The following is a 26,732-nucleotide window of genomic DNA, read 5'->3' on the forward strand; positions in this document are numbered from 1 at the left end:
TCAGAAAAGCACAATACTATTTTTTTAATTTTTCAAACAGCAGCTGGGCCGCCGCGGCCGGCACACCCGCTTTTTTGATATCGTCAAGGCTTGCTTCCTTCATCTTTTTGACAGATCCGAAATGTTTTAAGAGCATTTTTTTGCGTTTTTCGCCGATTCCGGGGATATCATCCAGAACGGATTGAAAGGCGCTTTTTCCCCGGATCTGTCTGTGAAAGCTGATCGCAAAACGGTGAACTTCGTCCTGAATGCGCTGAAGCAGGTAAAACTCTTGGCTGTTTCGCTCCAGAAACACCGGTTCAAGCGGGTCGCCGATCAAAAGGTTGGATGTCCGATGTTTATCATCTTTCGCCAATCCCGCTACCGGGACATCAAGGCCGAGCTCATTCTCGAGCACGTCGCGCGCCGCGTTAATCTGCCCTTTTCCGCCGTCAATGATGATTAAATCCGGCAGCGGAAGATTTTCGCGAAGCACCCTCGTGTACCTTCTTCTGACGACTTCCCTCATTGAGCCGTAATCATCCGGCCCTGTTACGGTTTTAATTTTATATTTGCGGTATTCCTTTTTATTCGGTTTTCCGTCAATAAAGACAATCATGGCCGATACGGGGTTTGTGCCTTGAATATTGGAGTTGTCAAACGCTTCAATCCGATGCGGCGTGTAAATATTCAGCGCTTCGCCGAGCCGTTCGGCTGCACCGATTGACCGTTCCTCATCCCGCTCGATTAACGAAAATTTTTCCCGCAGGGCGATTTTCGCATTTTTGTGCGCAAGCAAAAGCAGCTCTTTTTTCGGGCCTTTTTTCGGCTGATGCACGGCGGTTTCCAACAGCTCGGTGATCATGTCCCTGTCAACGCTGTCAGGCACCAGAATTTCCTTAGGCAGAAAGTGATTGTTTTTAGAGTAGAACTGGCCGATGAAGGTCAGAAATTCTTCATCCGCTTCCTGATACATCGGAAACATGCTGACGTCACGTTCGATCAGTTTTCCTTGGCGTATGAAAAAGACTTGGACGCACATCCAGCCTTTATCGTAGGCATATGCAAACACATCGCGGTCCAGAAGGTCATTCATGGTCATTTTTTGCTTCTCCATCGTCGATTCGATGTGAGCAAGCTGGTCGCGGAATTCTTTAGCCCGTTCAAATTCAAGCTTTTCCGCCGCTTCTGCCATTTTCGCTTCGAGCTCTTTTTTGATTTCGTTATGCCCTCCCTTTAAAAAACGGGTAATGTCTTCAACAATCTCGCGGTTTGTCTCCTCAGATATATCCTTTACACATGGGGCAAGGCATTGTCCGAGATGATAATAGAGACAGACGCGGTCCGGAAGCTTTGAGCATTTCCTGAGCGGGTAAAGGCGGTCCAGCAGTTTTTTCGTTTCCCGCGCCGCCTGCACATTCGGATACGGGCCGAAATAGCGTCCTTTGTCTTTTTTGACATTCCGGGTGACAATCAGCCGCGGATGGCGTTCATGGGTGATTTTAATAAAGGGATAGGTTTTATCATCTTTCAGCATGACATTGTATTTCGGATCGTATTTTTTAATCAGATTCATTTCCAAAATAAGCGCTTCAAGATTGGAGGAAGTCACGATATATTCAAAGTCCTCAATCTCCGTCACAAGCCGTTGGGTTTTTGCGTCGTGAGAACCGGTGAAATAAGATCGCACCCTGTTTTTCAAGACTTTCGCTTTCCCCACGTAGATGACTGTTTTTTGACGGTCTTTCATTAAATAACAGCCCGGCTGATCGGGAAGGAGGGCCAGTTTTTCTTTCAGTTGTTTATTCATACGTTACCCTTCCTTACATTCATTTCTCGTGTCCATTCAGTGTATCACGAACATTTGTTTTTCTCCATTCTCAGCTTTTGGAAGATCAAAAAAGGCGATTCCCTTCAAAGGAATCGCCCTGCCGTAACGGAAGCTTTCGGCTTACAGATGTTTGTTTACAAGCTCTTCAAGAGCTTCTTTCGGTTTGAAACCGACAGATGTTTCAACGACTTCTCCGTCTTTCAATACGAGAAGTGTCGGGATGCTCATGACGCCGTATTTACCGGCAGTTTCTTGGTTTTCATCCACGTCGATTTTGACGATTTTCAGTTTGTCTCCCATTTCTTGATCAAGCTCTTCAAGAACGGGCGCGATCATTTTACAAGGTCCGCACCAAGGAGCCCAGAAATCAGCCAATACGACACCTTCACTTGTTTCAGCTGAGAACGATTGATCAGTTGCTTTTACGATAGCCATTTTGTTATTCCTCCAATTGTCAAATGATGATTTTTAGTATAGCATCTCCCATTCGTTCATGCTAATTTAATGCTTATATTATTTTCTCCCGAACCCGCCGGAAATAATCTTTTTTATACAGTGTATTATAACCGGGCGGCAGGCGTTCAAAACTTAAGATGGATTCGCAGGCAGCGTGATTAGTACAACCGCCATCGGAGGAAGCTCCGCCTCAAGTTTTCCGCCCTTTTGAGCAAACCCGGAAAACGGCTTCGGTTTGACGTTTTCCGGACTGCTGAATGTATTGTGGGCATTCATTTTTTCCGCGTGAAGAATCGTTCCCGAAGGCTTCCCTGTCTTTTTCATGCCTCGCAGTTCAATCTTCACATCAGCTTTGTGCAGATGATCGATATTGCAAAGGCTGATATGTATGTCTCCGTTTTGCTGTTTGGACGCTGAAATGCTGACTTGCGGGAGCCGGCCGTCATTCCATTCGTACCCGGCTGCTTTTGTTTCTGTCGCCAAAAGAGAAGCGTCCTGATGCACCTTAAACATATCAAACACATGATACGTCGGCGTCAGCAGCATGTCTTTCCCTTCTGTCAGGATCATTGCCTGAAGCACGTTGACGGTTTGCGCGATATTGGCCATCTGTACGCGGTCTGCGTGCTGATGAAAAATGTGAAAATGCGTGGCTGCGACAAGGGCGTCGCGGATCGTATTCTGCTGATACAGAAAGCCCGGATTCGTGCCCGGCTCAGGATCAAGCCACGTGCCCCATTCATCAATGATCAGCCCGACTCTTTTTTCGGGATCGTACTGATCCATGATGGCACTGTGCCTTGTGATCAATTCATCCATATGCGCCGCTTTTTTCATCGTGATGAACCATTCATCTTCTGTAAACTCCGTCGCTGATCCTTTCCCCTTCCAGAAGTCGCCCGGTATTGTGTAATAATGAAGGCTCAGCCCGTCCATGAGATCAGCGGCTTTTTTCATTAAAGTTTCAGTCCAGCGGTAATCATCGACATTCGCGCCGCCGGCAATTTTATAGATTTCATTACCGCTGTAATTGCGGACATAGGTTTGAAAGTTTCTGTAAAGGTCGGCATAATACTCAGGATGCATGTTTCCGCCGCAGCCCCAGTTCTCATTTCCTATTCCGAAATATGTCAGCTTCCACGGTTTTTCCCGCCCGTTTTCTTTTCTCCAGTCGGACATCGGCGTGCCCGCTTCAAACGTCATGTATTCAATCCAATCAGCCATTTCTTTAACCGTTCCGCTGCCGACGTTTCCGGCGATGTACGGTTCGCAGCCGAGCAGTTCACAAAGCATCATAAACTCGTGCGTGCCGAATTCATTGGAATCAATCGTCCCGCCCCAATGGGTATTCAGCATGGTTTTGCGTTTCCCTACGCCGTTTGCCCAATGGTATTCATCTGCAAAGCAGCCGCCCGGCCATCTGAGGACGGGAATCTGAAGCTGTTTGAGGGCGGCGGCGACATCCGTCCTGACCCCGCCGGTATTCGGAATATCGGAATCTTTTCCGACCCAGATGCCCTCATATATGCCTCTTCCCAGGTGTTCCGCGAAATGTCCGTATATGTTTTTATTAATGGTTCCCCGTGTGATATCAGTTTGAATGACTGCCGTATTGTGAGACAAACTTGATCATTCCTTTCCCTTAATAAGAATGAAAGCACTACAGCCAATCTATGTATCTGGGATGTATGCTGAATGGATAAGTTTGTAAGCGCTTTACAAAAGCTTATTATATTGGTTCGTACATGTCAATCTCTTATTTTATAAACCTTTAATTTGTACGAACCAATTAACACAAATTAAAACCCTCTGACAAATAAGCCAGAGGGTTTATGATTATGAATGAATATTGGCATTTTTAAATTCTTGGGTCAGAAGCGGAACCACTTCGAACAAATCGCCGACAATTCCGTAGTCCGCTATTTTAAATATTTCCGCTTCCGGGTCTTTGTTAATGGCAACAATGACCTTACTATTTGACATGCCCGCCAAGTGCTGAATCGCTCCGGAAATGCCGCAGGCGATATACAAATCCGGCGTGACGACTTTTCCCGTCTGGCCGATTTGAAGGGAATAATCGCAATAGTCCGCGTCACACGCGCCGCGTGAAGCGCCCACCGCTGCTCCGAGCACCTCGGCAAGTTCTTTTAACGGTTCAAATCCATCTTTGCTTTTTACACCGCGGCCGCCTGCTACGATAATTTTCGCTTCTGATAAATCCACGCCGTCCGCCGTTTTTTTGACTACTTCTTCAATGACCGTCCGCAAATCTGCCGGAGGCGCCGCAAGCTCTTCGATATCACCCGTCCGGCTCGCGTCTTTTTCTAATGCCTGAATATTATTCGGACGAATCGTCGCCAAAATGAACGGATCGGTTGAAATTACCTGTTCAAAGGCTTTGCCGGAATAGATCGGTCTTGTAAAAACGATGTTGTCTCCGGTAACGCTTACATCCGTGCTGTCTGAAATCAGCCCCGTTTCAAACCGGGCCGCAAGCTTAGGTGACAAATCTTTTCCCATAGAAGTGTGGCCGAAAATAACCGCATCAGGCTTTTCATTTTCGATCAGATCCCCGAGAACCGCGGCATATCCGTCCGCCGTATACTGAGAAAGCCCCGGCGAATCGGCCGTAAATACTTTGTCGGCGCCGTACTGAATGAGTTCTGGTGCTGCATCAGCTGCGCCTTTTCCCATCAGCACGCCGATGACATTTCCTCCGCCGGAAATGGTTTTGCCTGCGGCTATGGCTTCAAAGGTGACGTTCCGTAAGGCGCCGTCACGAATTTCTCCGAGTACGATCACTTTTTTTCCCATTCTGACATCCCCCAGTTTCTTTAATATCGGTTTATACGACTTTGGCTTCTTTTCTCAGCAGTGACACAAGCTCTTTCGCCTGCTCAGCGGCTTCTCCTTCGATCAGTCTGCCCGCTTCTTTTTGCGGCGGCAGAAAACGTTCGATCGTTTTGAGCTTCGGTGCGGCATCATCTTCATCAATGTCGAGGTCATCGAGCTCAAGTTCTTCCAGCGGTTTTTTCTTCGCCTTCATAATGCCCGGAAGCGACGGATAGCGCGGCTCGTTTAAGCCTTGCTGTGCCGTGATGACTAAAGGAAGTGAGGTTTTAATGATTTCGGTATCCCCTTCATTGTCTTTCTCTGCCACAGCTTCATCGCCGCTGATTGTCAGTTTTGTGATCGTTGTGACGCAAGGAATGTTCAGCAGTTCGGCAAGCCTTGGAGCCACTTGGCCTGAACCGCCGTCAATCGCGACATTTCCGCCGAGAATCAGATCATATTCCCGGTCCTTGAAATAATGATATAAGATAGTTGAAATGGAGTATTGGTCAGGATCGCTCAGATCATCTTCAATATTGATTAACACCGCCTGGTCACAGCCCATCGCAAGGGCGGTTCTCAGTTCTTTCTCCGCATCTTCTCCGCCGACGGTTACGGCGGTAACGGTTCCGCCGTGCTCTTCCTTCAGCTGAATGGCTTCTTCAATGGCGTATTCATCATATGGATTAATGATAAATTCGGCCCCGTCCTCCTGAATCTTTCCTGCTTCAATGACGATTTTCTCTTCTGTGTCAAACGTCCGTTTCATCAGTACAAATAGATTCATAATCTTATCCCCTTTATCTTCGCCCACCGAATTGAGGCTTTCTTTTTTCGAGAAATGCCTGAATGCCTTCTTTTGCGTCATCTGATGCAAATGCTTCCCCAAAGCGCTTTGCTTCAAGCTTTAAGCCGCCGTCATAAGAATAGATCTTATTTGAATAAAGGAGCTCAAGCAGATAAGCCATCGACTGCGGGCTTTTTTCCGCAAACTTGCCCGCGAGCGTTTTCGCCTTTTTCAGCAGCTCTTCCTCATGTTCGGCGCCTATCGTGACAAGCCCGAGGCTGAGCGCTTCTTCTCCGGTCACAGGTTCTGAAGTGCCGATCATTTCAAGCGCTTTCGCCGTACCGACGTACCGGGGAAGCCGCTGCGTCCCGGCAAAGCCCGGAATAATGCCGAGATTCAGCTCGGGCAGGCCGAGCTTTGCATCTAATGTAGCGATTCTGATATGGCAGGCCATGGCTAGCTCAAGACCGCCTCCGAGCGCAGCGCCGTGAATCGCTGCGATAACGGGCTTCGGAAACCCTTCAATTCTTTCCATCAGCTGCTGGCCTTTATCCGCCATGGCAGAAGATTGCTCAAGATTTTCAAGCGACGTAAATTCCTTTATATCGGCGCCCGCCGAGAAAAATTTCCCCTCACCGCGAATGATGATGCTTCTGACGCTGTCATCTGTTTCACACCGGTCGAACAGACCGGATAACTCATCTAAAACCGCACCGGACAGCGCGTTGGCCGGCTGATGATTAATGGTGATCACCGCAACAGATTGTTCTACCGCCATCGAAAGGCTGTTCATCCGTCAACCCCCTTTAGTTTTGATGAATTCCTGACACCAACAGCTCCAATACCTTGTCTGACAAATCCGGAAGATCATATTTCTGATCGTTCATCACCCATGTTGTCACTGTTTCATCTATCGTCCCGAATATCATCTGCCGGGCGAGGCGGACGTCGAGATTGTCTTTCCATTCCCCCGACTTGATTCCTTCGGTCAAAATGGTGTCCAGCATGTTTAAATAACCTTTTAAAATATCATTGATTTTCAGGCGCAGCTTGATATTTGACTGTCTGAGCTCAAGCTGGGTCACAATCGCGAGGTGGCGGTCGTTGCCGAGCAGTGTGAAATGCTGCTTAATAACGAGAGCGAGTTTTTCTTTTGCCGTCGTTTTTTCTTTCACTTCTTCTTCCATGCGTTCAATGAACTGGCCCATCTTTTCTTTAAAAAGAGAAATGAGTATATCCTCTTTGTTTTTGAAATATAAATAGATGGTGCCGTCCGCAACGCCGGCCTGCTTGGCGATTTTGGACACCTGTGATTGGTGATAGCCGTTTTCCGCTATGACTTCTACTGCTGCATCAATAATCTGCATATACTTTGGCCGTTTTTGGTTCAATGTCATCGTTCCTTCCTTCGATAAATGAATGACTATTCATTCATAACTTCATGATAAAAAGGAATCCGGATTTTGTCAAGTTTTTCTTTTAAGGCACCTTGTTTTCACGGGATGCATCTTCCTCTTCGACTAAACGCCTTCTTAATATTTTTCCGACGGCCGTTTTCGGAAGCTCTTTTCTGAATTCGTAAAGCTTCGGGACTTTGTACGGCGCAAGCCGCTCTCTTGCAAACGCATTAAGCTCATCGGCATCTGCCTCGGCGCCTTTTTTCAAAACGATAAATGCTTTCACCGTTTCCCCTCTGTAGGAATCAGGGACGCCCGCTACGACGATTTCCTGAACGGCTTCATGCTCATAAAGCGCCTCCTCCACCTCCCGGGGGTAAATGTTGTATCCGCCGGCAATGATGATGTCTTTTTTCCTGTCGGCGATGTAGAAAAATCCTTCCTCATCCATATATCCCATATCTCCGGTAAACAGCCAGCCGTCTCTGATGACACGCGCCGTCTCCTCCTGCTTATTCCAGTATCCTTTCATGACCTGAGGGCCTTTTACGATCAGCTCGCCGTGTTCATACGGCCCCGCAAGCCCGCCTTTTTCTTCTGAATAGATTCCGGCGTCGGTATTGGGCCAGGGACAGCCGATGCTGCCTGGTTTATTTTTTCCCCAAATGAAGTTTGAATGGGTAACCGGTGATGCTTCGGATAATCCGTAGCCTTCCACAAGCTTTCCTCCGGTCACTTTTTCAAATTTCTGTTTGACCTCAACCGGCAGCGCCGCTGAACCGCTCGGACAGCTTTCAATGGAGGACAAATCATACTTATTCAGCTCCGGGTGATGCAACAGCCCGATGTAAATCGTCGGCGCCCCGGGAAAAACCGTCGGCTTCAGCCTATCGATTGTTTTCAGGGTATCCAAAGGATTAAATTTAGGAAGAAGGATCATTTCACATCCCTGCATAATGGAAAAATTGAGCACGGCGGTCAATCCGTACACATGAAAAAAAGGCACGATGCCGAGCACCTTTTCGGCTCCCTTTTTCATTTTGTACATCCAGGCGGCGCACATTTCTGTGTTAGCCTGAATGTTCCGGTGTGTGAGCATGACGCCTTTCGGATAGCCGGTTGTTCCGCCCGTGTATTGAAGCACGGCGATGTCATGGGCAGGGTCAATATCAAATCGCTCCGCTTCCTCCGCTCTTTCGTTTTTTAAAATATCCGCTAATTTGTGAATTTGTTCGCAGCCGTCATAATCAATATGCACCTGTTGTTTTTGTGTGAGCGTATAAAGCATATTTTTCGGAAACGGCAAAAAATCTTTTATACTTGTTGTAATAATGCGTTCGACGAGTGATAACGTTTTCATTTTTATCACTTTCGGAAACAGCATATCGAGGGTGATGATCACGCGCGGCGCACTGTCTTTCAGCTGATACTCAAGCTCGTGTTCCGTGTAGAGAGGATTGGTCTGAACGACAATGCCGCCGGCAAACAATACGCCGTAAAAAGCGATGACCGACTGCGGACAATTGGGCAGCATAATGGCGGCTCTGTCACCTTTTTTCAGGCCTGTTTTGCGTAAAAAAGCGGCTAGCTTTAACGAATCTGTGAGAACGTCCTGGAATGTGAGTTTTTTTCCGAGAAAATAAATGGCGGTATGGTTCGGGAATAGGGCTGCGGAGTTTGTCAGATTGGATGGCAGGGTTTGATCAGTAAATTCAAGCTCATGCGGAATCTCTTCGGGATATTGAGAAAGCCATGGCTTTTCAGACTGCATAATACCTCTCCCTTCTGTTTTCCTATACGCTATTATTATAGCAGAAGGGTGATTGGAATTGGAAAGCGTTTCATGTGAAATTTCGAGTTTCAGGAGGTGTTGAGTTTGCTGGAAACGCTGCATTTTGAAGAGGGAGTTCCTATCCTGCGCCAGCTGCCGAAGCCGTTTACGTCGGCCGCCTTTTTGCTCCATCCCTTTGTCCGGATGCCGGATGGGTGGGAAGAGCAAAAGCGCAAACGGCCTTATGAACATATGTATCCGAGTGATGAGGAGATCATCGCGATGGGCAGACCCGTTTCCTGGCAATCCGTCATGACCGTTTGCGGATTGCGCTCTGAAAAAGAGACGGCGCTTGCGCTTATGACTGCTGCCACGGCACTTCGGGATGAATATGCACATCCTGAATCCGCCAGGCTGTTTAATCGGCTTCATCCCGATCTGTACTTGCCGAGCGATGATGTCACTTCACCATTTTTAATTCCGGGACTTTTGGATGTGTTCCGTTCAAAAGGCATAAAGCGCTGCACTTATTATGAGCCGGTCGAAGAGAAAGGCATATTTTCACTCAATCAAACGGCGGCTTCGGATGTATGCGGACTGCTGCGGGCTGACATGATCATTGCCGACGAAAAACGGCGCGCCGCTTTTATGAGCCTATATGATTCTTTTACGACACTTTTTCTTATGGAAGATCAAGACATGCCGTCTGTCATCCGCGCCATGAGTTGGGAAGCCGTCATTTGCTCTGATACGGCCTGCATAAACTGGTATTCTCAATAAAAAAGGCCGCCGATTTTAGTTCGGCAGCCTTTTTTCAGTATTAAGATGTCATGACCAGATAAATAAGTCCGATGAACAGAAAAATTCCCGCTGCCGACAGCAGCACTTTCGCAAGCTTCTCCATTTTTCCCCGTCCCCTTAAATCCCGGCGGCCACCACAAATGACAGGCCGACTGAGATGACAAATGAAATAAAGCCGACAGCTCTGTTATCTTTTTCAATTTCTTTATCAATTTTAAACCGGGGCGTCAGAAATTCAAAGATAAAATAGCTGATTAAAAGCATAATAAATCCGTATACGCCCCAGCCGATCATTTGCAAAAGCGAATTATGCTGGGCGATGCTGTGCTGAAAGACATTTGCGATACCGAGAATTTTCCCTCCGGTCGCCATTGCCACCGCAAGATTGCCTTTTTGGATTTCCACCCAGTTCTTATAGGATGTCACCAATTCAAACACGGTCAGAAAAATGACGAGACACAAGACGGCTACACTGTAATAAGCCGCGATTTCAACAAGCTCATTTTCCCAAAAAGCATTCATGACGTTTACTCCCTTTTTATTTTAGTTCGACAATCGTTACGCCTGATCCTCCTTCTCCCGCTTCCCCGAACCGCGAGCTTTTCACGCTGCGGTGGTTTTTCAGAAGATCCTGCACCCCTTTTCGGAGGGCGCCCGTGCCTTTTCCGTGAATGATGGACACTCTCGGATGGCCGGCAAGCACCGCGTCATCTAAATATTTTTCGACGCGGCTGAGGGCGTTTTCGTAACGCTCTCCCCTGAGGTCAAGTTCAAGGGATACGTGATAATCCTTCCCTTTTACGGCGGTGATTGCTTTTTCTTTTTTCGGTTCAGGAGCCGATTTGAGAAACTCAAGATCTTTTTCCTTCACCTTCATTTTGAGGATGCCGATTTGGACGTTCCATTCTTTCTCGCCGGTTTTCTCAAGCAGCGCCCCTTTTTGTCCGAATGTGAGCACCTTTACTTCGTCGCCCGGCTTGAGCTCGCGTTTTTTCTCTGTCTTTCTTTCCGGCTGCTTTGATTTTTCAAAAGCCGGCATCGCGTCTCCGAGACGTTTTTTGGCGTCAATCAGCTCGTGTTCCTTAAAGGATCTGTGTTCTTGCTTGATGGACCTGAGCTCGCGGATAATCTGTTCGGCTTCATTTGCGGCGGCTTCCAGTTTTTCCGCAGCTTTCTGCTCGGCTTCTTCCATCATTTTATCTTTTTGGGCGTTCAGCTCAATGATTTGCTGCTGAAGCTCTTTGTGCAGTTTTTCTGCTTCTTTTCTGATTGATTCGGTTTCAGAAAGCTCTTCATCCGCTCTTTTTTTGCTTTTTTCAAGCGATGCGATCATCAGATCGACTTCGTTATGTTCGGCGGTCATTTCTGACTTCGCCTGGCCGATGATATGCTCCGGAAGCCCAAGGCGTCTTGAGATTTCAAATGCGTTGCTTCGGCCCGGCACTCCGATCAGAAGCTTATAGGTAGGCGAAAGTGTTTCAATGTCAAATTCAACGCTGGCATTCATGACGCCTTGTCTGTTATATCCGTATGCTTTCAGTTCCGGATAATGGGTTGTCGCAAGCACTCTGGCGTTTGTCCGGTGAACTTCGTCAAGGATGCTCATGGCAAGCGCCGCTCCTTCCTGCGGATCTGTTCCGGCACCGAGTTCATCAAACAGCACAAGACTGTTTTCAGACACGTCTTTTAAAATATTGACGATATTGACCATGTGGGATGAGAACGTACTCAGACTTTGTTCGATCGACTGTTCATCGCCGATATCGGCAAACACATTGTCAAATACTGCTGCTTCCGATCCCTCATCAGCCGGTATGTGCAATCCTGCCTGCGCCATTATCGTCAGCAGCCCGAGTGTTTTTAACGTAACGGTTTTACCGCCCGTATTCGGTCCCGTGATGACGATCGTTGAATAATCTCCGCCCAGTTCAATATCGTTGGCCACGACTTGATCTTGGGGCAGCAGCGGATGGCGCGCTTTTTTAAGACGGATAAAACCGTCTCCGTTCATGAGTGGTTTTGTCGCCTTCATCGCTTTTGCGTATCTCGCTTTAGCGAAAATGAAATCCAGTGTCTGCAGCACTTCCACATCTTGAGCGATTTCTTGTGTGTGTTCAGCCGTATGCTCCGTCAGCATCCGGAGAATCCGTTCGATTTCCTGTTTTTCTTTTACTTTCGCCTGCTGAAGCGAGTTGTTCATATCTACGATCGCCTGCGGTTCAATAAACAGTGTCGCACCGGATGAAGATGTATCGTGGACAATTCCGCCGTAGCTTGATCTGTATTCCTGTTTGACCGGGATGACAAAGCGGTCATTCCGAATCGTAACGATGGTGTCAGACAGCATTTTAGAAGCGGAAGATGAACGCAGCATCGATTCAAGCCGGTCTCTGACTCTTGATTCAAGCGTCCTGAGCTGCGTGCGGATTCCCCTTAAAGCGGGAGACGCATGATCAAGCACTTCACCATGGTCATCAATGCAGGAGTTAATCTCCCTTTCCAAATCGCCCAATGTAATCAGTTCTTCTGCATGGGCCTGTATCAGCGGAATGCCGACGCCGTCTTCTGTCATTTGGCTGATAAAATGCTTCATTTGTTTAACTGCATACAGCAGCCCGGACAATTCGGTGAATTCCGCCGGCGTCAGCACACTGCCGATTTCCGCCCGCCGTAAAGCGGATCTTATGTCGGTCAGACCGCCGAACGGAGCATGGCCTCTCAAGCGCATGACCGCGGATGCTTCTTCGACTTCATCCAGCTGTTTTTGAATGTCTGAGAGATCCGTCAAAGGTTTCAGCTGCAGAAGCTTCTCCCGGCCGAGCGATGAGGCGGCATGTGCGGTAATCTGTTCTTTTACTTTATGAAATTCAAGTGATGATAACACTTTTTGCTGCACGGTTTTGTGATCCTCCTTACTTAATCATTGCGCGTCAGAAATGCTTTGACCTCGTGTAGCGGCCGGGCGTTTAACACATGTTTTGTCTCCGTCCACCCTTTGCGCGCAGCGGTCACGCCCGTTTTCATATCATCGAGCATCTCGATATTATGGGCATCGGTATTAATGACCAAAGTCACGCCTTTTTCATTTGCTTTGATCAGATGCTCAGTCCGTAAATCAAGGCGCGCGGGGTTTGCATTCAGTTCAAGCGCCGTATTTGTTTTGGCGGCGAGTTCAATCAGCATGTCGATGTCGACTTCATAGCCGACCCGTCTGCCGATCAGGCGTCCCGTCGGGTGGGCGATAATGTCCACGTGCTTATTCGTCAGCGCCTGTTCAAGCCGTTTCATAATGACATGCTCCGGCTGGCTGAAGCTTGAATGAATAGATGCGATGACAAGATCCATTTCCGACAGAACACTGTCATCATAATCAAGCGAACCGTCGGGGAGAATGTCCATTTCTACGCCTTTAAAAATATGAAAATTTTCAAATTCAGCATTTAACGCGTCAATTTCTTCCGCCTGTTTTTTGAGCCGTTCGGCCGTTAACCCGTTGGCTACCTTTAAATATTGGGAATGGTCGGTGATCGCCATGTACTGATAGCCTTTTGCCATACACGCTTCTGCCATTTCTCTGATGGAAAAAGCGCCGTCACTCCAGGCTGAGTGCATGTGGAGATCGCCTTTTATCGCTTTATGCTCCACAAGATCCGTTTCTTCCCGGTACGTGTCGACCTCCTGACCGCTTTCTCTGAGTTCAGGAGGAATAAACGGCAGACCGAAGTGGGCGTAAAACGCTTCTTCGCTCGGGAATGTTTTGACGTCTCCCGTTTCTATGGTTTCTACTCCGTATTCACTGATCCGTTCACCGCGCTCTTTCGCCAGCTGGCGCATTTTAATGTTGTGATCTTTAGAACCGGTAAAATGATGCAGTGTGGTGGCAAACTGTTCCTCTGTCACAAGCCGGAAATCCACACTCGTCTCATATTCAAAGGTCAGGATGACTGATACTTTTGTATCCCCGCTCGCTATCACGTCTTTTACGTTCGGGAGAGAAAGAAGCTGTTCTCTGACAGCCTCCGGATGATCTGTAGCGATAATGTAATCCAGATCTTTTACGGTTTCCCGCGCTCTTCTGAGACTGCCGGCCCGGGAATATTTCTGAATATCCGTCAGCCGGGCCAAATGTTCTTCAATTACTGAAGCAATGCTGAGCGCATAGCCGATCGGAAACCGTTCCGGCTGTTTTCCGGCTTCTCCGAGAGCCTGAAGGATTTTCTCCTCCGTTTTTTTTCCGAAACCGGCGAGCCCCTGTACTTTTTGCTGCTCGCATGCTTCTTTCAGCGATTCCGCGTCATGAACGCCCAGTTCCTGATACAGCTTGGCGATTTTTTTGCCGCCGAGGCCCGGAAGCTTCAAAAGAGGAACCAAGCCTTCCGGAACTTCTTTCTGCAATTGGAGAAGCGTGCCGGACACACCTTCCTGCATATATTCACGAATGACGCCGTAGGTGCCTTTTCCGATTCCGGATAAAGACATCATGTCGTCGATTTCCGACAGGCTGCGGTCATCCTGCTCAAGCGCCGCTGCCGCTTTTCGGAAGGCTGATATTTTAAACGGGTTGTCCCCTTTCAGTTCCATATAGACCGCAATCGTTTCAAGCAGCCTGATGATATCTTTTTTATGCATACTGTTAACCCCCAGTCGTTTCCTGCTTTTCATCATACAAATTTTTCTCCTCCGGCACAACTGACGCAGAGCTTGAAAAAAACTTCTCCGGTCAAGAGAAGTTTTTTATGCCCCGTACTGGGCCCACAGTTCTTGCAGGAGCCCTGACAGATACGGCGTATGATGTGTGATGATATTTGCAAGCGTCGATTGTGCGAGCATATCCTGAAGCGCGCTTACCGGCAGTACGGATGCGACGTATAACAGGATAAACGCAAATAAATAGACTTCCAGAAACCCAAGCACCCCGCCCATCAGTTTGTTGATCTGTTTAATGACCGGAATGCCGGCGATGATATTAAGCGCCGCTCCGATAATCCGGAGCAGAATCTTTGCGATGATAAACAAAATGACAAACGCGATCGCGTTGTAATAAGCCGTCTCTACGTTTCCTTTAATAAAAGACAGAGCCGCCTGCCCGCCGGAAAAATCAGGCGCGGGTATAAAGCTCAGATGCGGGGCCAGGTTTTTGTAAAAAAGCGCCGCAAACGCAATCGAGAGGATGAAACTCGTTAAATATATAAATTGGAGGATAAATCCTCTTTTTAATCCAAGCAATGTGCCCATTAAGAGCAAAACTAAGATGATGATATCTATCATATGGTGTTCATTCCTTTTCTTTAAGCTGCCGCTCCAGTATTTCATATTTTTCTTGCAGTTTCATATAATCATGCACGACATTGACCGCAGTCAATACAGCGAGCTTATTTATATCAAGATATGGATTTTTCTCGTTGATTTCTCTCATTTTATCATCAACCACTCCGGCCACATGGCGCATATGCGCTTTGCTTTCTTCCCCGATAATGGTGAAGTGCTGGCCGTAAATGTTTACTGTCGTTTTGGTTTTTTTGCCGTCAGACAACGTTTCTCCTCCATTCCGCGAGAATCCTAGTTCCTATCATACCACGATTATCGTTTGAATGGAAAGACGAGCCTCGGGCTGTTATGATACACTGGTATATACAGTGAAAAGTGCCAAAAAAGGAGATTATATCGTGTCCCATTCTGTTATAAAAGTATCCGCTTCCGCTATGGAACAAATGAAACAATCCTATGCCGGCTCCCTTACTCCCGCCGTTCCGCAGGGCGCCGTCTTCCAGGCCAAGCCTCCGGGCTGTACCATTACAGCCTACCGCTCGGGCAAGGTTCTCTTTCAAGGAAAAAACGCCGGCACAGAAGCGGCCCGCTGGGGAACGGCTGAGGCGCCGAAATCAAAGAAAACCGTCAAAAAAGCGGCCGACCCGCTTTACGCTCCCCCGGCGGGCATTGCCTCCATGTCAGTGATCGGCTCTGATGAAGTCGGAACAGGCGATTACTTCGGGCCGATAACGGTTGCCTGCGCCTACGCAGACAAATCAAAGCTCTCTTTAATGAAAGAACTCGGTGTGAAGGATTCGAAGGATTTAAAAGATCCGCAGATTATTGAAATCGCCAAACTGTTAATTAAAACCATCCCTTACAGCCTGCTTGTGTTAAAAAACGAAAAATACAATCAGATGCAGGAAAAAGGCATGAGCCAAGGAAAAATGAAGGCGCTCCTTCATAATCAGGCGATTTCCAATCTGCTGAAAAAAATGAACGGCGTTAAACCGGAAGCGATTCTGATTGACCAATTCGCAGAGCCCGGCATTTATTTTAAGCATCTTTCCGGACGGGATATCGTAAAAGAAAAAACGTTTTTCAGCACGAAAGCGGAAAGCATACATCTTTCCGTCGCCGCAGCCTCTATCATTGCGCGATATTCTTTCTTAATTGAAATGGATAAGCTTTCCCGAGAGGCTGGGATGACGATTCCGAAAGGCGCGGGGCCCCACGTCGATGAAGCTGCCGCCAAGCTGATCATCAATAAGGGAGAAGGTGCGCTCAGAACGTTCACCAAACTTCATTTTGCCAATACGCAAAAAGCGAAACGCCTTGTTGAACGGAAGCGGTCATAATAAAAAAGCTTGCAGAGTGGGAACTGACCCCATAATATGAGACAAACAAAAAACACCTTCAAGTTTGAAAACGGACCGTTGTTATCCGAAATAAAACTTGGAGGTGTTTTTCTATGGGGACAAGAGTGAGTTATCCGGTTGAAGTCAAACAGAAGGCTGTAGGAATGAGATTGGCGGGCGTGCCTATGAAAGAGATCATGCAGGAATTGAATATCAAAAATAAGACTCAGGTTCAGACATGGGTTAGATGGCATAAGGCTGGGGATACCCACCGATTCGAACAGCCTGTTGGAAAGCAATATACTTATGGAAAGGGTCCGGAGTATTCTTCTGAATTAGAGAAACTCCAGGCAGAGAATCGTTATCTGAGACAACAGAATGAAGTGTTAAAAAAGTACAACGAATTGGAAAGGAAGCTGATAGGGAAACGACAATCAAACTGGTAGAAGAATTGCGCAAGACGATGACGGTACAGGACATCTGTGTCCATTTAGATATTTCACGCACTTCATATTATAGATGGAGAAAGAATCTGACTAAGAGTAATCCTAAGATACGACTGGAGAAACAAATCGGCACGTTGTGCCGAGAACACAAGTATCGATATGGATATCGAAAAATCACAGCCATACTAAAAAAGAGAATAAGTATTAATCATAAATCTGTTCAACGTATTATGCAGAAAAATCAATGGCAGTGTCGGGTTAAGATGAAAAAGCGTAAAAAAAGTGGGCAGCCATATTCTGTGGTCGATAATATATTGGATCGGAACTTTCAGTCTGATCGCCCTCTTGAAAAACTGGTAACGGACATCACATATTTGCCTTATGGACAGAAACAATTGTACCTTTCCAGTATATTGGATTTATACAATGGAGAAGTGATTGCTTTTACGATTGGAGATAAGCAGGACACAGACTTTGTCTTAGACACACTTGATCAGCTGCCAACACTTCCTGAAAACTGCGTGTTACATAGTGACCAAGGTTCTGTTTATACATCTTATGAGTATCAGAAAGCTGTTAAAACAAAAGGCATTACCATGAGCATGTCCCGCAAAGGGACGCCCGCTGATAATGCCTCCATCGAATCGTTTCATTCCTCACTAAAGTCTGAAACGTTCTATCTTAACAGCATTGATCGAACTACGACCGCCATCGTAGAACGCACTGCCATAGAATACATTCATTATTATAACAATATTCGTATTCAAACGAAACTAAACAGCCAATCGCCGATACAATATCGGCAATTGGCTGTATGAAGGTGTTTTGATCCCTGTCTCAAAAACGGGGGTCAGTCCCAGTGATCTGCAAGCTTTTTCTTTATCCTCTTAATACGGCCTGATACGTTTCTTCCAGCGCTTTCAGCACGTTTTCATGTACTTTTGTCACTTCTTCTTCTGTCAATGTTTGTTCAGGGTTAACATATTGGAGCGAGAAAGCGACGGATTTTTTGCCCTCTTCCATATGCTCACCTTCGTACACATCAAATACGGTGACTTCTTTCAGCAGCACGCCGCCGGCTTCTTTGATCACGGCTTCGAGCTGTCCGCTTGTAACGGTTTTATCTGCCACAAGCGCAATGTCGCGCGTGACGGACGGGTACTTCGGAATCGGCGTATACACGACAGGTTCTGTTTCCTCGGTCAGAAGCGCGTGCAGATCAAGCTCGAACACATACGTTTCCTTGATATCCAGCTCTTTTTCCATTGCCGGATGCACCTGGCCGATAAATCCGGCAAGCGAACCGTTCAATAGAATGTTTGCCGTCCGGCCGGGATGCATGTTTTTGCGTTCTGACTGGACAAATTCAACCCGGTCTGACACATTCAATTGATGCAGCAGGCCTTCAACGATTCCTTTGGCGACGAAGAAATCAACCGGCTTTTTCTCACCCTGCCATAAATTTTTTCGCCACAATCCGGTTACAGCTCCGGCAACCCGTTCTTTTTCAACCGGTTTTGTGTTTTCTTCTTTCGTCAGAAATACAGAACCCGTTTCATATAAAGCAACGGAATCAGTCTGTCTGGCCAGATTGTATGAAACGGCTTCAAGAAGATTCGGCACGAGGCTGTGTCTGAGAATGCTTCTTTCTTCGCTCATCGGCAGAGCAAGCATCGTGTTGAATGATTTTTCGATCGCAAAAGCGGCCGCTTTTTTATCATTCGTTAATGAATAAGTGGTCGCTTGTGAAAGACCCGCTCCTTCAAGGAAACGTCTCACTTTCCGGCGTTTTGCCTGATACGGTGTCAAGCCGCCTGTCGTGCCGGCCGTTTCCGGAAGCGTGGATGGAATATTGTCATACCCGTACAATCTCGCCGCTTCTTCAATCAGGTCTTCTTCTATTCTAATATCTCCGCGGCGCGACGGCACCGTTACGACGAGAACGTCTTCAGCTTCACCGACTGCAAACCCGAGGCGCTTGTAAATGCTGATGATTTCTTCTTTAGCGATTGTCATGCCGAGCACGGCGTTCACTTTTTCAACAGACACGTGAATATTGTTTGCTTCGATTTTCAGATGGTTTTCTTCAACCGTGCCTGAGAGCACTTCTCCGCCGGCATATGCCTGAATGAGACTGCAGGCCCGTTCAGCCGCCAGCAAAACGCGGGCCGGATCAATGCCTTTTTCATATCTGGCACTCGCTTCGCTTCTCAATCCGAGGTCTCTCGACGCTTTGCGGACGGTCTGTCCGTCGAAATAAGCGGCCTCCAGTAAAATCGCAGTGGTGTCTTCACGGACTTCAGACTCAGCTCCGCCCATGACTCCCGCAACGGCTTGCGCTTTTTTTCCGTTTGTGATGACCAAATGGCTGCTTGACAGCTTGCGCTCTTGTTCATCCAGCGTCACGATGGTTTCGTTTTCCGCCGCTTTTCTGACGACGACCTCTTTTGATCCGAACCGGTCGTAATCGAAAGCGTGAAGCGGCTGTCCGTACTCAAGGAGGACGAAGTTTGTAATGTCCACGACATTATTATGCGGGCGGATGCCTGCATTCATCAGCTTCGTCTGCATCCAAAGCGGAGACGGGCCGATTTTGACGTTTTTAATGATTTTTGCGGCATAATGCGGATTGGCCTGCGTATCTTCAACCTTAACGGAAACAGCATCCGCCGCTTTTTCTGCCGCTTTTTCATATGAAGCCTCCGGAAGCTTTACCTCTGCGCCGAGGATAGCCGCAACTTCATAAGCCACGCCAAGCATGTTCATCGCGTCGGCGCGGTTCGGCGTTAAGCCCAATTCTAAAATCGCATCATCAAGCTGAAGGGCCGCCATTGCGTCAGCTCCCGTTTCAGCATCATTCGGAAAAACGAAAATGCCTTCCGCATATTCTTTCGCCACGAGCTTGCTTTCAATGCCGAGCTCCTGAAGGGAACAGATCATGCCGTGAGACGCTTCGCCGCGCAGCTTGGCTTTTTTAATTTTGAAATTGCCGGGAAGCACGGCTCCGACCGTTGCAACGGCAACCTTCTGTCCTTTATCAACATTCGGGGCGCCGCAGATAATCTGCACGGGTTCCTCCGCACCGATATCAACAAGGCATTTGTTGAGCTTGTCGGCATTCGGGTGCTGTTCGCGCTCAAGCACGTGTCCGATGACAACGCCTTTTACGCCCTCCCCTTTATACTCGATACCCTCAACTTCAATACCGGCTCTCGTAATTTTTTCTGCAAGCACGGCCGGGTCGATTCCCTGCAAGTCAACGTAATCTTCTAACCATTTATAAGAAACAAACATGTGTATCCTCCTCTTACGCCTGTTTAAACTGCGAAATGAATCTGACATCATTGGTATAGAAATGGCGGATATCTTCAATGCCGTATTTCAGCATCGCGATACGTTCAACACCCATTCCGAAAGCAAAACCCTGGTATTCCTCAGGATTGAATCCGGCCATCTTCAGCACGTTCGGGTGAACCATGCCGGCGCCGAGAATTTCGATCCAGCCTGTTTTTTTGCAGACGGAGCAGCCTTGTCCGCCGCACTTAAAGCAGGTCACATCCACCTCGACAGAAGGCTCTGTGAATGGGAAAAAGCTCGGACGGAGCCTGATTTCACGATCTTGGCCGAACATTTTTTTGGCGACCAATTCAAGCGTGCCTTTCAGATCGCTCATGCTGATTTTGCGGTCGACGACGAGACCCTCGATCTGCATGAATTGATGGGAATGTGTCGCGTCATCGTTGTCGCGGCGATACACTTTACCGGGACAAATGATTTTGACGGGGCCTTTTCCTTTATGCTTTTCCATCGTGCGCGTCTGCACCGGTGACGTTTGCGTTCTCATCAGCATTTCTTCTGTAATGTAAAAGCTGTCCTGCATGTCGCGGGCCGGATGTTCCTTCGGCAGGTTCAGCGCCTCAAAGTTGTAATAATCCGTTTCCACTTCAGGGCCTTCTTCGACGGTATATCCCATGCCGATAAATAAATCTTCAATTTCTTCAATAACGACCGTCAGCGGATGGCGTCCGCCGATGTTTACCTGACTGCCCGGCAATGTGACGTCAATCGTCTGGCTGCTGAGTTTTTTATTCATTTCTTCTTGTTCAAGCTGTTCATTTTTCGCCGTAATGGCTGCTGCAATGCGCTCTCTCACTTCATTGGCGAGCGCTCCCATTTTCGGGCGCTCTTCGGCGGACAGTTTGCCCATGCCGCGGAGAACTTCTGTAATCGGCCCTTTTTTTCCGAGATATTGCACCCGAATGTCGTTAACTTCTTTTAATGAACCCGCCGCTTCTACTTTTTCTGCAGCTTCCAGTTCGAGCTGTTTAAGCTTCTCTTCCATCATGCATCCTCCTTTTATGTAAACCAAACCGTTCTATGCCTTTTTCAGAAAACAAAAAAACCCGCCCCTTGAGAGAAGGGACGAGTTGTGGCCGCGGTACCACCCTTTTTAAGGCAGACTTCATCTGCCGACAGCTTCATTGACATAACGGAAACGATCGTTCCGGTTCACCTTTACGCGCGTTTGGCGCGGTCCCGGTGACAACTCGAGAGGTGAAAATCAATTTTTGTGCTGCGATAAAAATGCTTTCAGTCAGCGGCATTTTCTCCCTGGAAGGCAGTGTGTGCAAAAATTGACGTCCTCTGTCACGGTTTTTACATTATTGCTATCTATTATAGTGAAATCCAAGGCTTTTCGCAACCTATCCTCTGAGATGATAAACGAGGATGGCGGCCGCTACCGCCACATTCAGCGATTCCGCCTGTCCGTACAGCGGAACGTACAAGTTGAGATCCGTTTTTTGCAGAAGGCCGGCGTCCACTCCCGCCCCCTCGTTCCCGACGATTAACGCGAACGATTCTTCAGACTTCACGCTTTGATAAGCCGCACCGTTTTCAAGCGCCGTGCCGTAGATCGCGACGCCTTGTGATTTCAGCTCATCGGTGAACTCATCAAGCGGACGTTTCAAAATGGGAATATGAAAATGAGATCCTTGTGCTGAACGCAGCGTTTTTCCATTGTATGGGTCTGCTGTTCCCTCACCAAGGACAACGGCGTCGATCCCCGCCGCATCTGCCGTTCTGATCATTGTTCCTAAATTCCCCGGGTCCTGCACGGCATCAATCAGAAGCAGCCGCTTCAGCTGATCAGGCCTCTTATCCGGCATATGGCAGACCGCGGCGATCCGCTGCGGCGTTTCTGTTTCCGTCACGGCTGAAAACGCGTCTTCGCTCAGCACGTAGCACGGAATGCTCATGTCCAGATCGGGCGGGATGGCGCTCTCATCGTTTACGAGAATTTCTTTTACCGTTCCCTTTGATTTGAGCGCTTCTTCTGCCAGATGCTCTCCTTCTATCAGAAATGTATTCGTTTTAAGTCTCTCTTTTTTTGTGTGAAGTTTTTTCCAGTCCTTCACTTTTTGGTTTTTTGCAGAGTCGATTCGTTTCACTTTATGTCTGTGCTCTCCTTTTTTCATGCATGTTGTTATTATATCTCAAGAACAGCACATAATAAACCGCGTGCGCGGTAAGAATATGCGTATCACATTCAGGAAAAAGGAGCGGTTGTAATGGATCTTAATTTACGCAACGCCGTTATTGCCAATGTAACCGGCAATAACCAGGATCAGCTGGAGCATACTATCGTTGACGCCATCCAAAGCGGAGAAGAAAAAATGCTTCCGGGCCTCGGCGTCTTATTCGAAGTTCTTTGGCAGCATGCGTCAGACTCAGAAAAAAATGAAATGCTCAAAACACTTGAAGGCGGATTAAAACCTGCGCAATAAGCATGAACCGGGTGATGGGACACCCGGTTTTTTTTGTATAATAATGGCGAGGGGGATCGCCATGCAGTTACAGCCGGAACTGGCAAAGAAATTGATTGCCGAAGTCAAACATATGTACAGCCGCGAAGTGATTATTGCCGATACAAAAGGCATGATTATCGCGGGCACCAACGCGGCGCGCGCCGGATGGTTTCATGAAGGCGCACTGATCTGCGCGCGCGAAAAACGGAATGTCATCATTACAAAAGAAGATGAAAAACGGCTCGAGGGCGTAAAAGCAGGACTGAACCTCCCTGTTTTTTCAGGCCATGAAGTGATCGGAGTATTCGGTCTGACAGGAGACCCTGACGATATCCTGCCTTTCGGAGAATTGCTCAGAAAAATGACGGAGCTGTTTATTAAAGAAACGCGCCATATGGAAGAAGCGCAGTGGCGTGCGAGAATGCTTGAATCCTTTATGGTTGATTGGCTGCAGCTGAAAGAATGGTCTCCGGGCTTTTTAGAAAAAGCAAAGCTCATCGGCGCAGACCTTTACGCATACCGCCGGATCATACTCATTCAAGGCCGTTATGAGCAATATAAAGCGGAGGAGCTCGGGCGGCTCTGGCAGTACGAATGCCCTGAAGATCTGTTTGTCCGCTGGGGAAATGAACGTATTCTCATTAATCATGAAGCAAATTCGGCTTCCAAAACACAGCTCATTAAAAAGATCGGCGCCGTTTTTGGGCAGCCTGTCACCGCCGGCATCGGACGGATCGTTCCGGGAGAACGCCTCACGGAATCATACGAACAGGCAGATAAAGCACTTTCAGCCGGCATAGGTGACAAGCAGGCCGTCTTTGAAGAGGATTTAAAACTGGATATGTGTCTTGCCGATATCGCACCCGGCACGAGGTCGGAATTTTCACGGCGGGTTCTCGAGCATGTACTGGACCGGGAAGAACTTCTGGATACGCTGCGCGCCTTTTTCGACCGGCAATTATCGTTAAAGCGCACCGCCGACGACATGCATATTCATATCAATACATTGCGCTACCGTCTTTCCAAACTGGAATCACTGACAAATATGAAGCTTGACCGCCCCGAAGATATAACGGCTTTTTATTTGGCGTTGCGCTTTTTAGATCAACATACAAAAAGAACGTAATCATATCATCATTTTTCATATGTTTCTCCATAGTGTGCGGAATCGTTTTTCTTTACAATTAAATGAAAACGCTTTTCTTATCAGGGAGGTTGGGAGAACATGATTTCACGAGAGGCAAAAGAAGCGTTCATCCGGACGGTCGGGAAGGAGAATTATGATGATTCGGCGGCGGGCCGTCTTGTGTATTCTTATGATGCGGCTCCTCAGCTGCAAGCCATGCCGGATGCGGTAATCGCCCCCCGCAGCGCGGATGACGTGTCCCGTATATTAACGATTTGCAGCAGGCATGACATTCCGATCGTGCCGAGGGGTTCAGGCACAAACTTATGCGGCGGCACATGTCCGTCTGAAGGCGGGCTTGTGCTTTTATTCAAACATATGAACCGCATTCTTGAAATCGATGAAGAAAATTTGACGGCAACCGTCCAGCCGGGCGTGATCACGCAAGATATGATCCGTGCGGTTGAACAAAAAGGTTTATTTTATCCGCCTGATCCGAGCAGCATGAAAATATCAACGATCGGCGGGAATATTAATGAAAATTCCGGCGGGCTGCGCGGGCTGAAGTACGGCGTCACCCGGGATTATATCCTAGGCCTTGAAGCCGTCTTGGCTTCAGGCGATATCATCCGCACAGGAGGAAAGCTGACAAAGGATGTCGCCGGTTATGATCTGACCCGGCTTTTCGTCGGATCAGAAGGGACGCTCGGCGTCGTGACGGAAGCGACCTTAAAGCTGGTTCCGAAGCCGGAAACGAAAAAAACGTTGCTTGCACTCTATGAACATATTGAAGCGGCTGCGGAATCTGTTTCTGCCATCATCGCTGAAAAAATCATTCCGGCGACACTCGAATTTCTGGATCAGCCGACACTGCAGGTCATTGAAGATTACGCCAAGATCGGGCTTCCGACCGACGCAAAAGCGGTGCTGCTGATCGAACAGGACGGTGACATCGAAACGGTCAGACGAGATATGGAAAAAATCGAAGCCATCTGTAAAAACGGAGCAGCCGTATCCGTCCAAACGGCTGAAACCGAGGAAGAGGCATTCGCGCTTACAGAGGCCAGGCGGTCCGCATTATCAGCCCTTGCCCGGCTGAAACCGACAACGATTCTGGAAGATGCGACCGTGCCGAGATCACAAATTGCCAGCATGGTCAAAGCCATTAACGAGATTGCAGAAACATACGGCCTGTCCATCTGCACATTCGGCCATGCCGGAGACGGCAACCTCCATCCGACGTGCACCACCGATATCCGAAATACAGAGGAGATGGAACGTGTCGAAAAAGCTTTTGCCGCCATTTTTGAAAAAGCGATTGAGCTGGGCGGGACGATAACGGGTGAACACGGGGTCGGCATCGTAAAAGCGCCGTATTTAGAAATGAAACTGAAAACAGAAGGCATCACCGCCATGAAAGCGATCAAACAAGCGCTTGATCCCCAAAATCTGCTGAATCCGGGAAAAATATTCGCCAATTCATCAAGGAAACGCGTGGTGGTGATGAAATGACAACGGCTAAAGAGCAGCAACAAATTCAAACAGAATTCAAAAACCGCATGGATGAAGGTGAATTGCTGAACTGTATGCGCTGCGGCTTCTGCCTTCCTTCCTGTCCGACCTATATCGAATCGGGATTTCAAGAATCCCATTCGCCGCGCGGCCGGATCGCCTTGATGAAAGCCGTCACTGACGGACTGATCGAGCCGGATGAAGATGTCGAGCGCTCACTTTCGCTGTGTCTCGGATGCCGGGCATGCGAGCCCGTTTGTCCGGCAGGGGTCAATTACGGACAGCTGCTTGAAGAAGCGAGGGATATCATTCATCAAAATAAAAAACATAAGCCGGGCGTGCGCCTCTTGCGGAAAGCCGCTTTCACCGGGCTTTTCCCTCATCAAAACCGCATGCAGACAGCCGTGAATCTTCTCGGAATATACCAAAGATCGGGACTGCAGACAGCCGTCAGAAAAACCGGTATGCTGCGCGTTTTGCCTGAACATCTGCGCACAATGGAACAAGTGCTCCCGCCCGCCCCGAAACGGAAAGACATGAAGGAAAGGCCGCGTTTTCTTCCTGCCGCGGGTCCCGTCCAAAAACGGGCCGCTTTTTTCTCGGGCTGCTTAATGGATACGATGTTTTTAGCGACAAATCATGCGACAACGGCGCTTTTACAGGCGGCCGGGTGTGAAATCGCGGTTCCGGACGGCCAGGCGTGCTGCGGCGCGCTTCACGGGCACAGCGGAGAAAAAGAGATGGGAAAAGAACTGGCCAAGCGGAATATCGCGGCTTTTGAAGCGCTTGACGCTGATTATATCATTACAAACGCCGGCGGATGCGGCGCCTTTCTTCAGGAATATCCCCATTTACTGAAAGATGAACCTGAATGGGCGGAACGTGCCGGACAATTCGTCCGGAAGCTCAAAGACTTTTCATCCGTACTGGTTGATCTGAAGTTCCATCAAAAAAACCTGCGGGCGCAGTCTCCTCATATCGTCACATATCAGGACTCCTGCCATCTTCGCAATGTGATGCATACGTCAGAGGAACCGCGCACGCTTTTGAAAAGCATTAAAGGGGCTGAGTACAGAGAAATGGAAAAGGCCGACAGCTGCTGCGGGTCGGCGGGAATTTATAATATAACAGAGTCAGAGATGTCTATGAAAATATTAGACAGCAAGATGAAAACCGCCGGAAAAACGGAGGCGGCCGTCATCGTGACAGCCAATCCCGGATGCCTTCTGCAAATGCAGCTCGGCATTTTGCGCGAAGGATTAACAGGCCGTGTCCGCGCGGTTCATTTGGCGGATTACCTTTTGGAAGCGGCGGATTTGTCATAAGGTGAAAGCAGAGAGACCGATCGGCTCTCTGCTTTTTTTATGATGCTGCAATGT

At 48.2% G+C, this 26,732-nt stretch carries 23 protein-coding genes; 7 read left to right on the forward strand and 16 right to left on the reverse strand.

The window, feature by feature from the left end:
• Positions 1–16: 16 nt before the first annotated feature.
• The 8 genes from uvrC to NYE62_RS14305 form a co-directional block, all read right to left on the reverse strand.
• Entirely contained in the window at positions 17–1,789 is a 1,773-nt protein-coding gene (gene uvrC, locus NYE62_RS14270) for an excinuclease ABC subunit UvrC (protein WP_015417948.1), read from the reverse strand.
• Positions 1,790–1,930: 141 nt separating this feature from the next.
• On the reverse strand, positions 1,931–2,245 hold the full coding sequence (gene trxA / locus NYE62_RS14275) for a thioredoxin (protein WP_003152560.1): 315 nt from the start codon (positions 2,243–2,245) through the stop codon (positions 1,931–1,933).
• 153 nt (positions 2,246–2,398) lie between these two features.
• Complete coding sequence (locus tag NYE62_RS14280) at positions 2,399–3,889, reverse strand: alpha-N-arabinofuranosidase (protein WP_015417949.1); 1,491 nt, start codon at positions 3,887–3,889, stop codon at positions 2,399–2,401.
• Positions 3,890–4,102: 213 nt separating this feature from the next.
• The gene (locus NYE62_RS14285; protein ID WP_015417950.1) at positions 4,103–5,080 is read right to left on the reverse strand and encodes an electron transfer flavoprotein subunit alpha/FixB family protein; all 978 of its coding nucleotides are present in this window, start codon (positions 5,078–5,080) and stop codon (positions 4,103–4,105) included.
• 31 nt (positions 5,081–5,111) lie between these two features.
• Positions 5,112–5,885: an electron transfer flavoprotein subunit beta/FixA family protein gene (locus tag NYE62_RS14290; protein WP_007408121.1), complete on the reverse strand. Its 774-nt coding sequence runs from the start codon at positions 5,883–5,885 to the stop codon at positions 5,112–5,114.
• A gap of 13 nt (positions 5,886–5,898) precedes the next feature.
• The gene (locus tag NYE62_RS14295) at positions 5,899–6,678 is read right to left on the reverse strand and encodes an enoyl-CoA hydratase (protein ID WP_015417952.1); all 780 of its coding nucleotides are present in this window, start codon (positions 6,676–6,678) and stop codon (positions 5,899–5,901) included.
• A 13-nt stretch (positions 6,679–6,691) separates the two neighbouring features.
• The gene (locus NYE62_RS14300) at positions 6,692–7,276 is read right to left on the reverse strand and encodes a TetR/AcrR family transcriptional regulator (protein ID WP_007408119.1); all 585 of its coding nucleotides are present in this window, start codon (positions 7,274–7,276) and stop codon (positions 6,692–6,694) included.
• Between the two features lie 88 nt (positions 7,277–7,364).
• Positions 7,365–9,053 (reverse strand): AMP-binding protein, encoded by a 1,689-nt coding sequence (locus tag NYE62_RS14305; protein WP_342497015.1) that lies wholly within the window; start codon positions 9,051–9,053, stop codon positions 7,365–7,367.
• 105 nt (positions 9,054–9,158) lie between these two features.
• Between NYE62_RS14305 and NYE62_RS14310 the strand changes: the two genes are divergently transcribed.
• On the forward strand, positions 9,159–9,833 hold the full coding sequence (locus tag NYE62_RS14310; RefSeq protein ID WP_203249388.1) for a DUF2711 family protein: 675 nt from the start codon (positions 9,159–9,161) through the stop codon (positions 9,831–9,833).
• A gap of 138 nt (positions 9,834–9,971) precedes the next feature.
• Here the strand turns inward: NYE62_RS14310 and NYE62_RS14315 are convergent, their stop codons facing one another.
• The 5 genes from NYE62_RS14315 to zapA all read right to left on the reverse strand — a co-directional run bounded on the left by NYE62_RS14315 (position 9,972) and on the right by zapA (position 15,387).
• Complete coding sequence (locus tag NYE62_RS14315; protein WP_003152541.1) at positions 9,972–10,376, reverse strand: DUF350 domain-containing protein; 405 nt, start codon at positions 10,374–10,376, stop codon at positions 9,972–9,974.
• Positions 10,377–10,392: 16 nt separating this feature from the next.
• A complete protein-coding gene (locus tag NYE62_RS14320) occupies positions 10,393–12,750 on the reverse strand; it encodes an endonuclease MutS2 (protein ID WP_144663900.1) in 2,358 nt (785 codons plus the stop codon).
• Between the two features lie 20 nt (positions 12,751–12,770).
• Positions 12,771–14,483, reverse strand: coding sequence for a DNA polymerase/3'-5' exonuclease PolX (polX, locus tag NYE62_RS14325; RefSeq protein WP_342497016.1), 1,713 nt, complete (start codon positions 14,481–14,483; stop codon positions 12,771–12,773).
• 105 nt (positions 14,484–14,588) lie between these two features.
• Positions 14,589–15,122, reverse strand: a complete 534-nt coding sequence (locus NYE62_RS14330; protein ID WP_144663899.1) for a CvpA family protein — start codon at positions 15,120–15,122, stop codon at positions 14,589–14,591.
• A 7-nt stretch (positions 15,123–15,129) separates the two neighbouring features.
• Entirely contained in the window at positions 15,130–15,387 is a 258-nt protein-coding gene (gene zapA / locus NYE62_RS14335) for a cell division protein ZapA (RefSeq protein ID WP_007408114.1), read from the reverse strand.
• Positions 15,388–15,520: 133 nt separating this feature from the next.
• Between zapA and rnhC the strand changes: the two genes are divergently transcribed.
• Entirely contained in the window at positions 15,521–16,462 is a 942-nt protein-coding gene (gene rnhC / locus NYE62_RS14340; RefSeq protein WP_144663898.1) for a ribonuclease HIII, read from the forward strand.
• Positions 16,463–16,575: 113 nt separating this feature from the next.
• Positions 16,576–17,726 (forward strand): IS3 family transposase gene (locus NYE62_RS14345; RefSeq protein ID WP_222835235.1). Its coding sequence is split into 2 segments (ribosomal slippage): positions 16,576–16,849 and positions 16,849–17,726, totalling 1,152 coding nucleotides; the frame shifts between segments, so codons are not numbered across the junction.
• A 61-nt stretch (positions 17,727–17,787) separates the two neighbouring features.
• Here NYE62_RS14345 and pheT read toward each other — a convergent pair.
• The 3 genes from pheT to NYE62_RS14360 all read right to left on the reverse strand — a co-directional run bounded on the left by pheT (position 17,788) and on the right by NYE62_RS14360 (position 22,358).
• Positions 17,788–20,202: a phenylalanine--tRNA ligase subunit beta gene (gene pheT / locus NYE62_RS14350; protein ID WP_241457604.1), complete on the reverse strand. Its 2,415-nt coding sequence runs from the start codon at positions 20,200–20,202 to the stop codon at positions 17,788–17,790.
• Between the two features lie 13 nt (positions 20,203–20,215).
• Positions 20,216–21,250, reverse strand: a complete 1,035-nt coding sequence (gene pheS / locus NYE62_RS14355; protein ID WP_003152530.1) for a phenylalanine--tRNA ligase subunit alpha — start codon at positions 21,248–21,250, stop codon at positions 20,216–20,218.
• Between the two features lie 361 nt (positions 21,251–21,611).
• Entirely contained in the window at positions 21,612–22,358 is a 747-nt protein-coding gene (locus NYE62_RS14360; protein ID WP_342497017.1) for an RNA methyltransferase, read from the reverse strand.
• Positions 22,359–22,478: 120 nt separating this feature from the next.
• On the opposite strand from NYE62_RS14360, the gene sspI reads away from it, so the two are divergent.
• The 4 genes from sspI to NYE62_RS14380 all read left to right on the forward strand — a co-directional run bounded on the left by sspI (position 22,479) and on the right by NYE62_RS14380 (position 26,678).
• Positions 22,479–22,694, forward strand: coding sequence for a small acid-soluble spore protein SspI (gene sspI, locus NYE62_RS14365; RefSeq protein WP_003152527.1), 216 nt, complete (start codon positions 22,479–22,481; stop codon positions 22,692–22,694).
• Positions 22,695–22,755: 61 nt separating this feature from the next.
• Positions 22,756–23,841, forward strand: coding sequence for a sugar diacid recognition domain-containing protein (locus NYE62_RS14370; protein WP_144663895.1), 1,086 nt, complete (start codon positions 22,756–22,758; stop codon positions 23,839–23,841).
• Positions 23,842–23,940: 99 nt separating this feature from the next.
• Positions 23,941–25,353 (forward strand): glycolate oxidase subunit GlcD, encoded by a 1,413-nt coding sequence (gene glcD, locus NYE62_RS14375; protein WP_144663894.1) that lies wholly within the window; start codon positions 23,941–23,943, stop codon positions 25,351–25,353.
• Positions 25,350–26,678, forward strand: a complete 1,329-nt coding sequence (locus tag NYE62_RS14380) for a (Fe-S)-binding protein (RefSeq protein WP_144663893.1) — start codon at positions 25,350–25,352, stop codon at positions 26,676–26,678. Before glcD ends, NYE62_RS14380 begins: the two co-directional genes overlap by 4 nt.
• Positions 26,679–26,732 lie beyond the last annotated feature (54 nt).

The sequence above is a fragment of the Bacillus sp. FSL K6-2861 genome (assembly GCF_038630725.1).
In the GTDB taxonomy this organism is placed as follows: domain Bacteria; phylum Bacillota; class Bacilli; order Bacillales; family Bacillaceae; genus Bacillus; species Bacillus velezensis.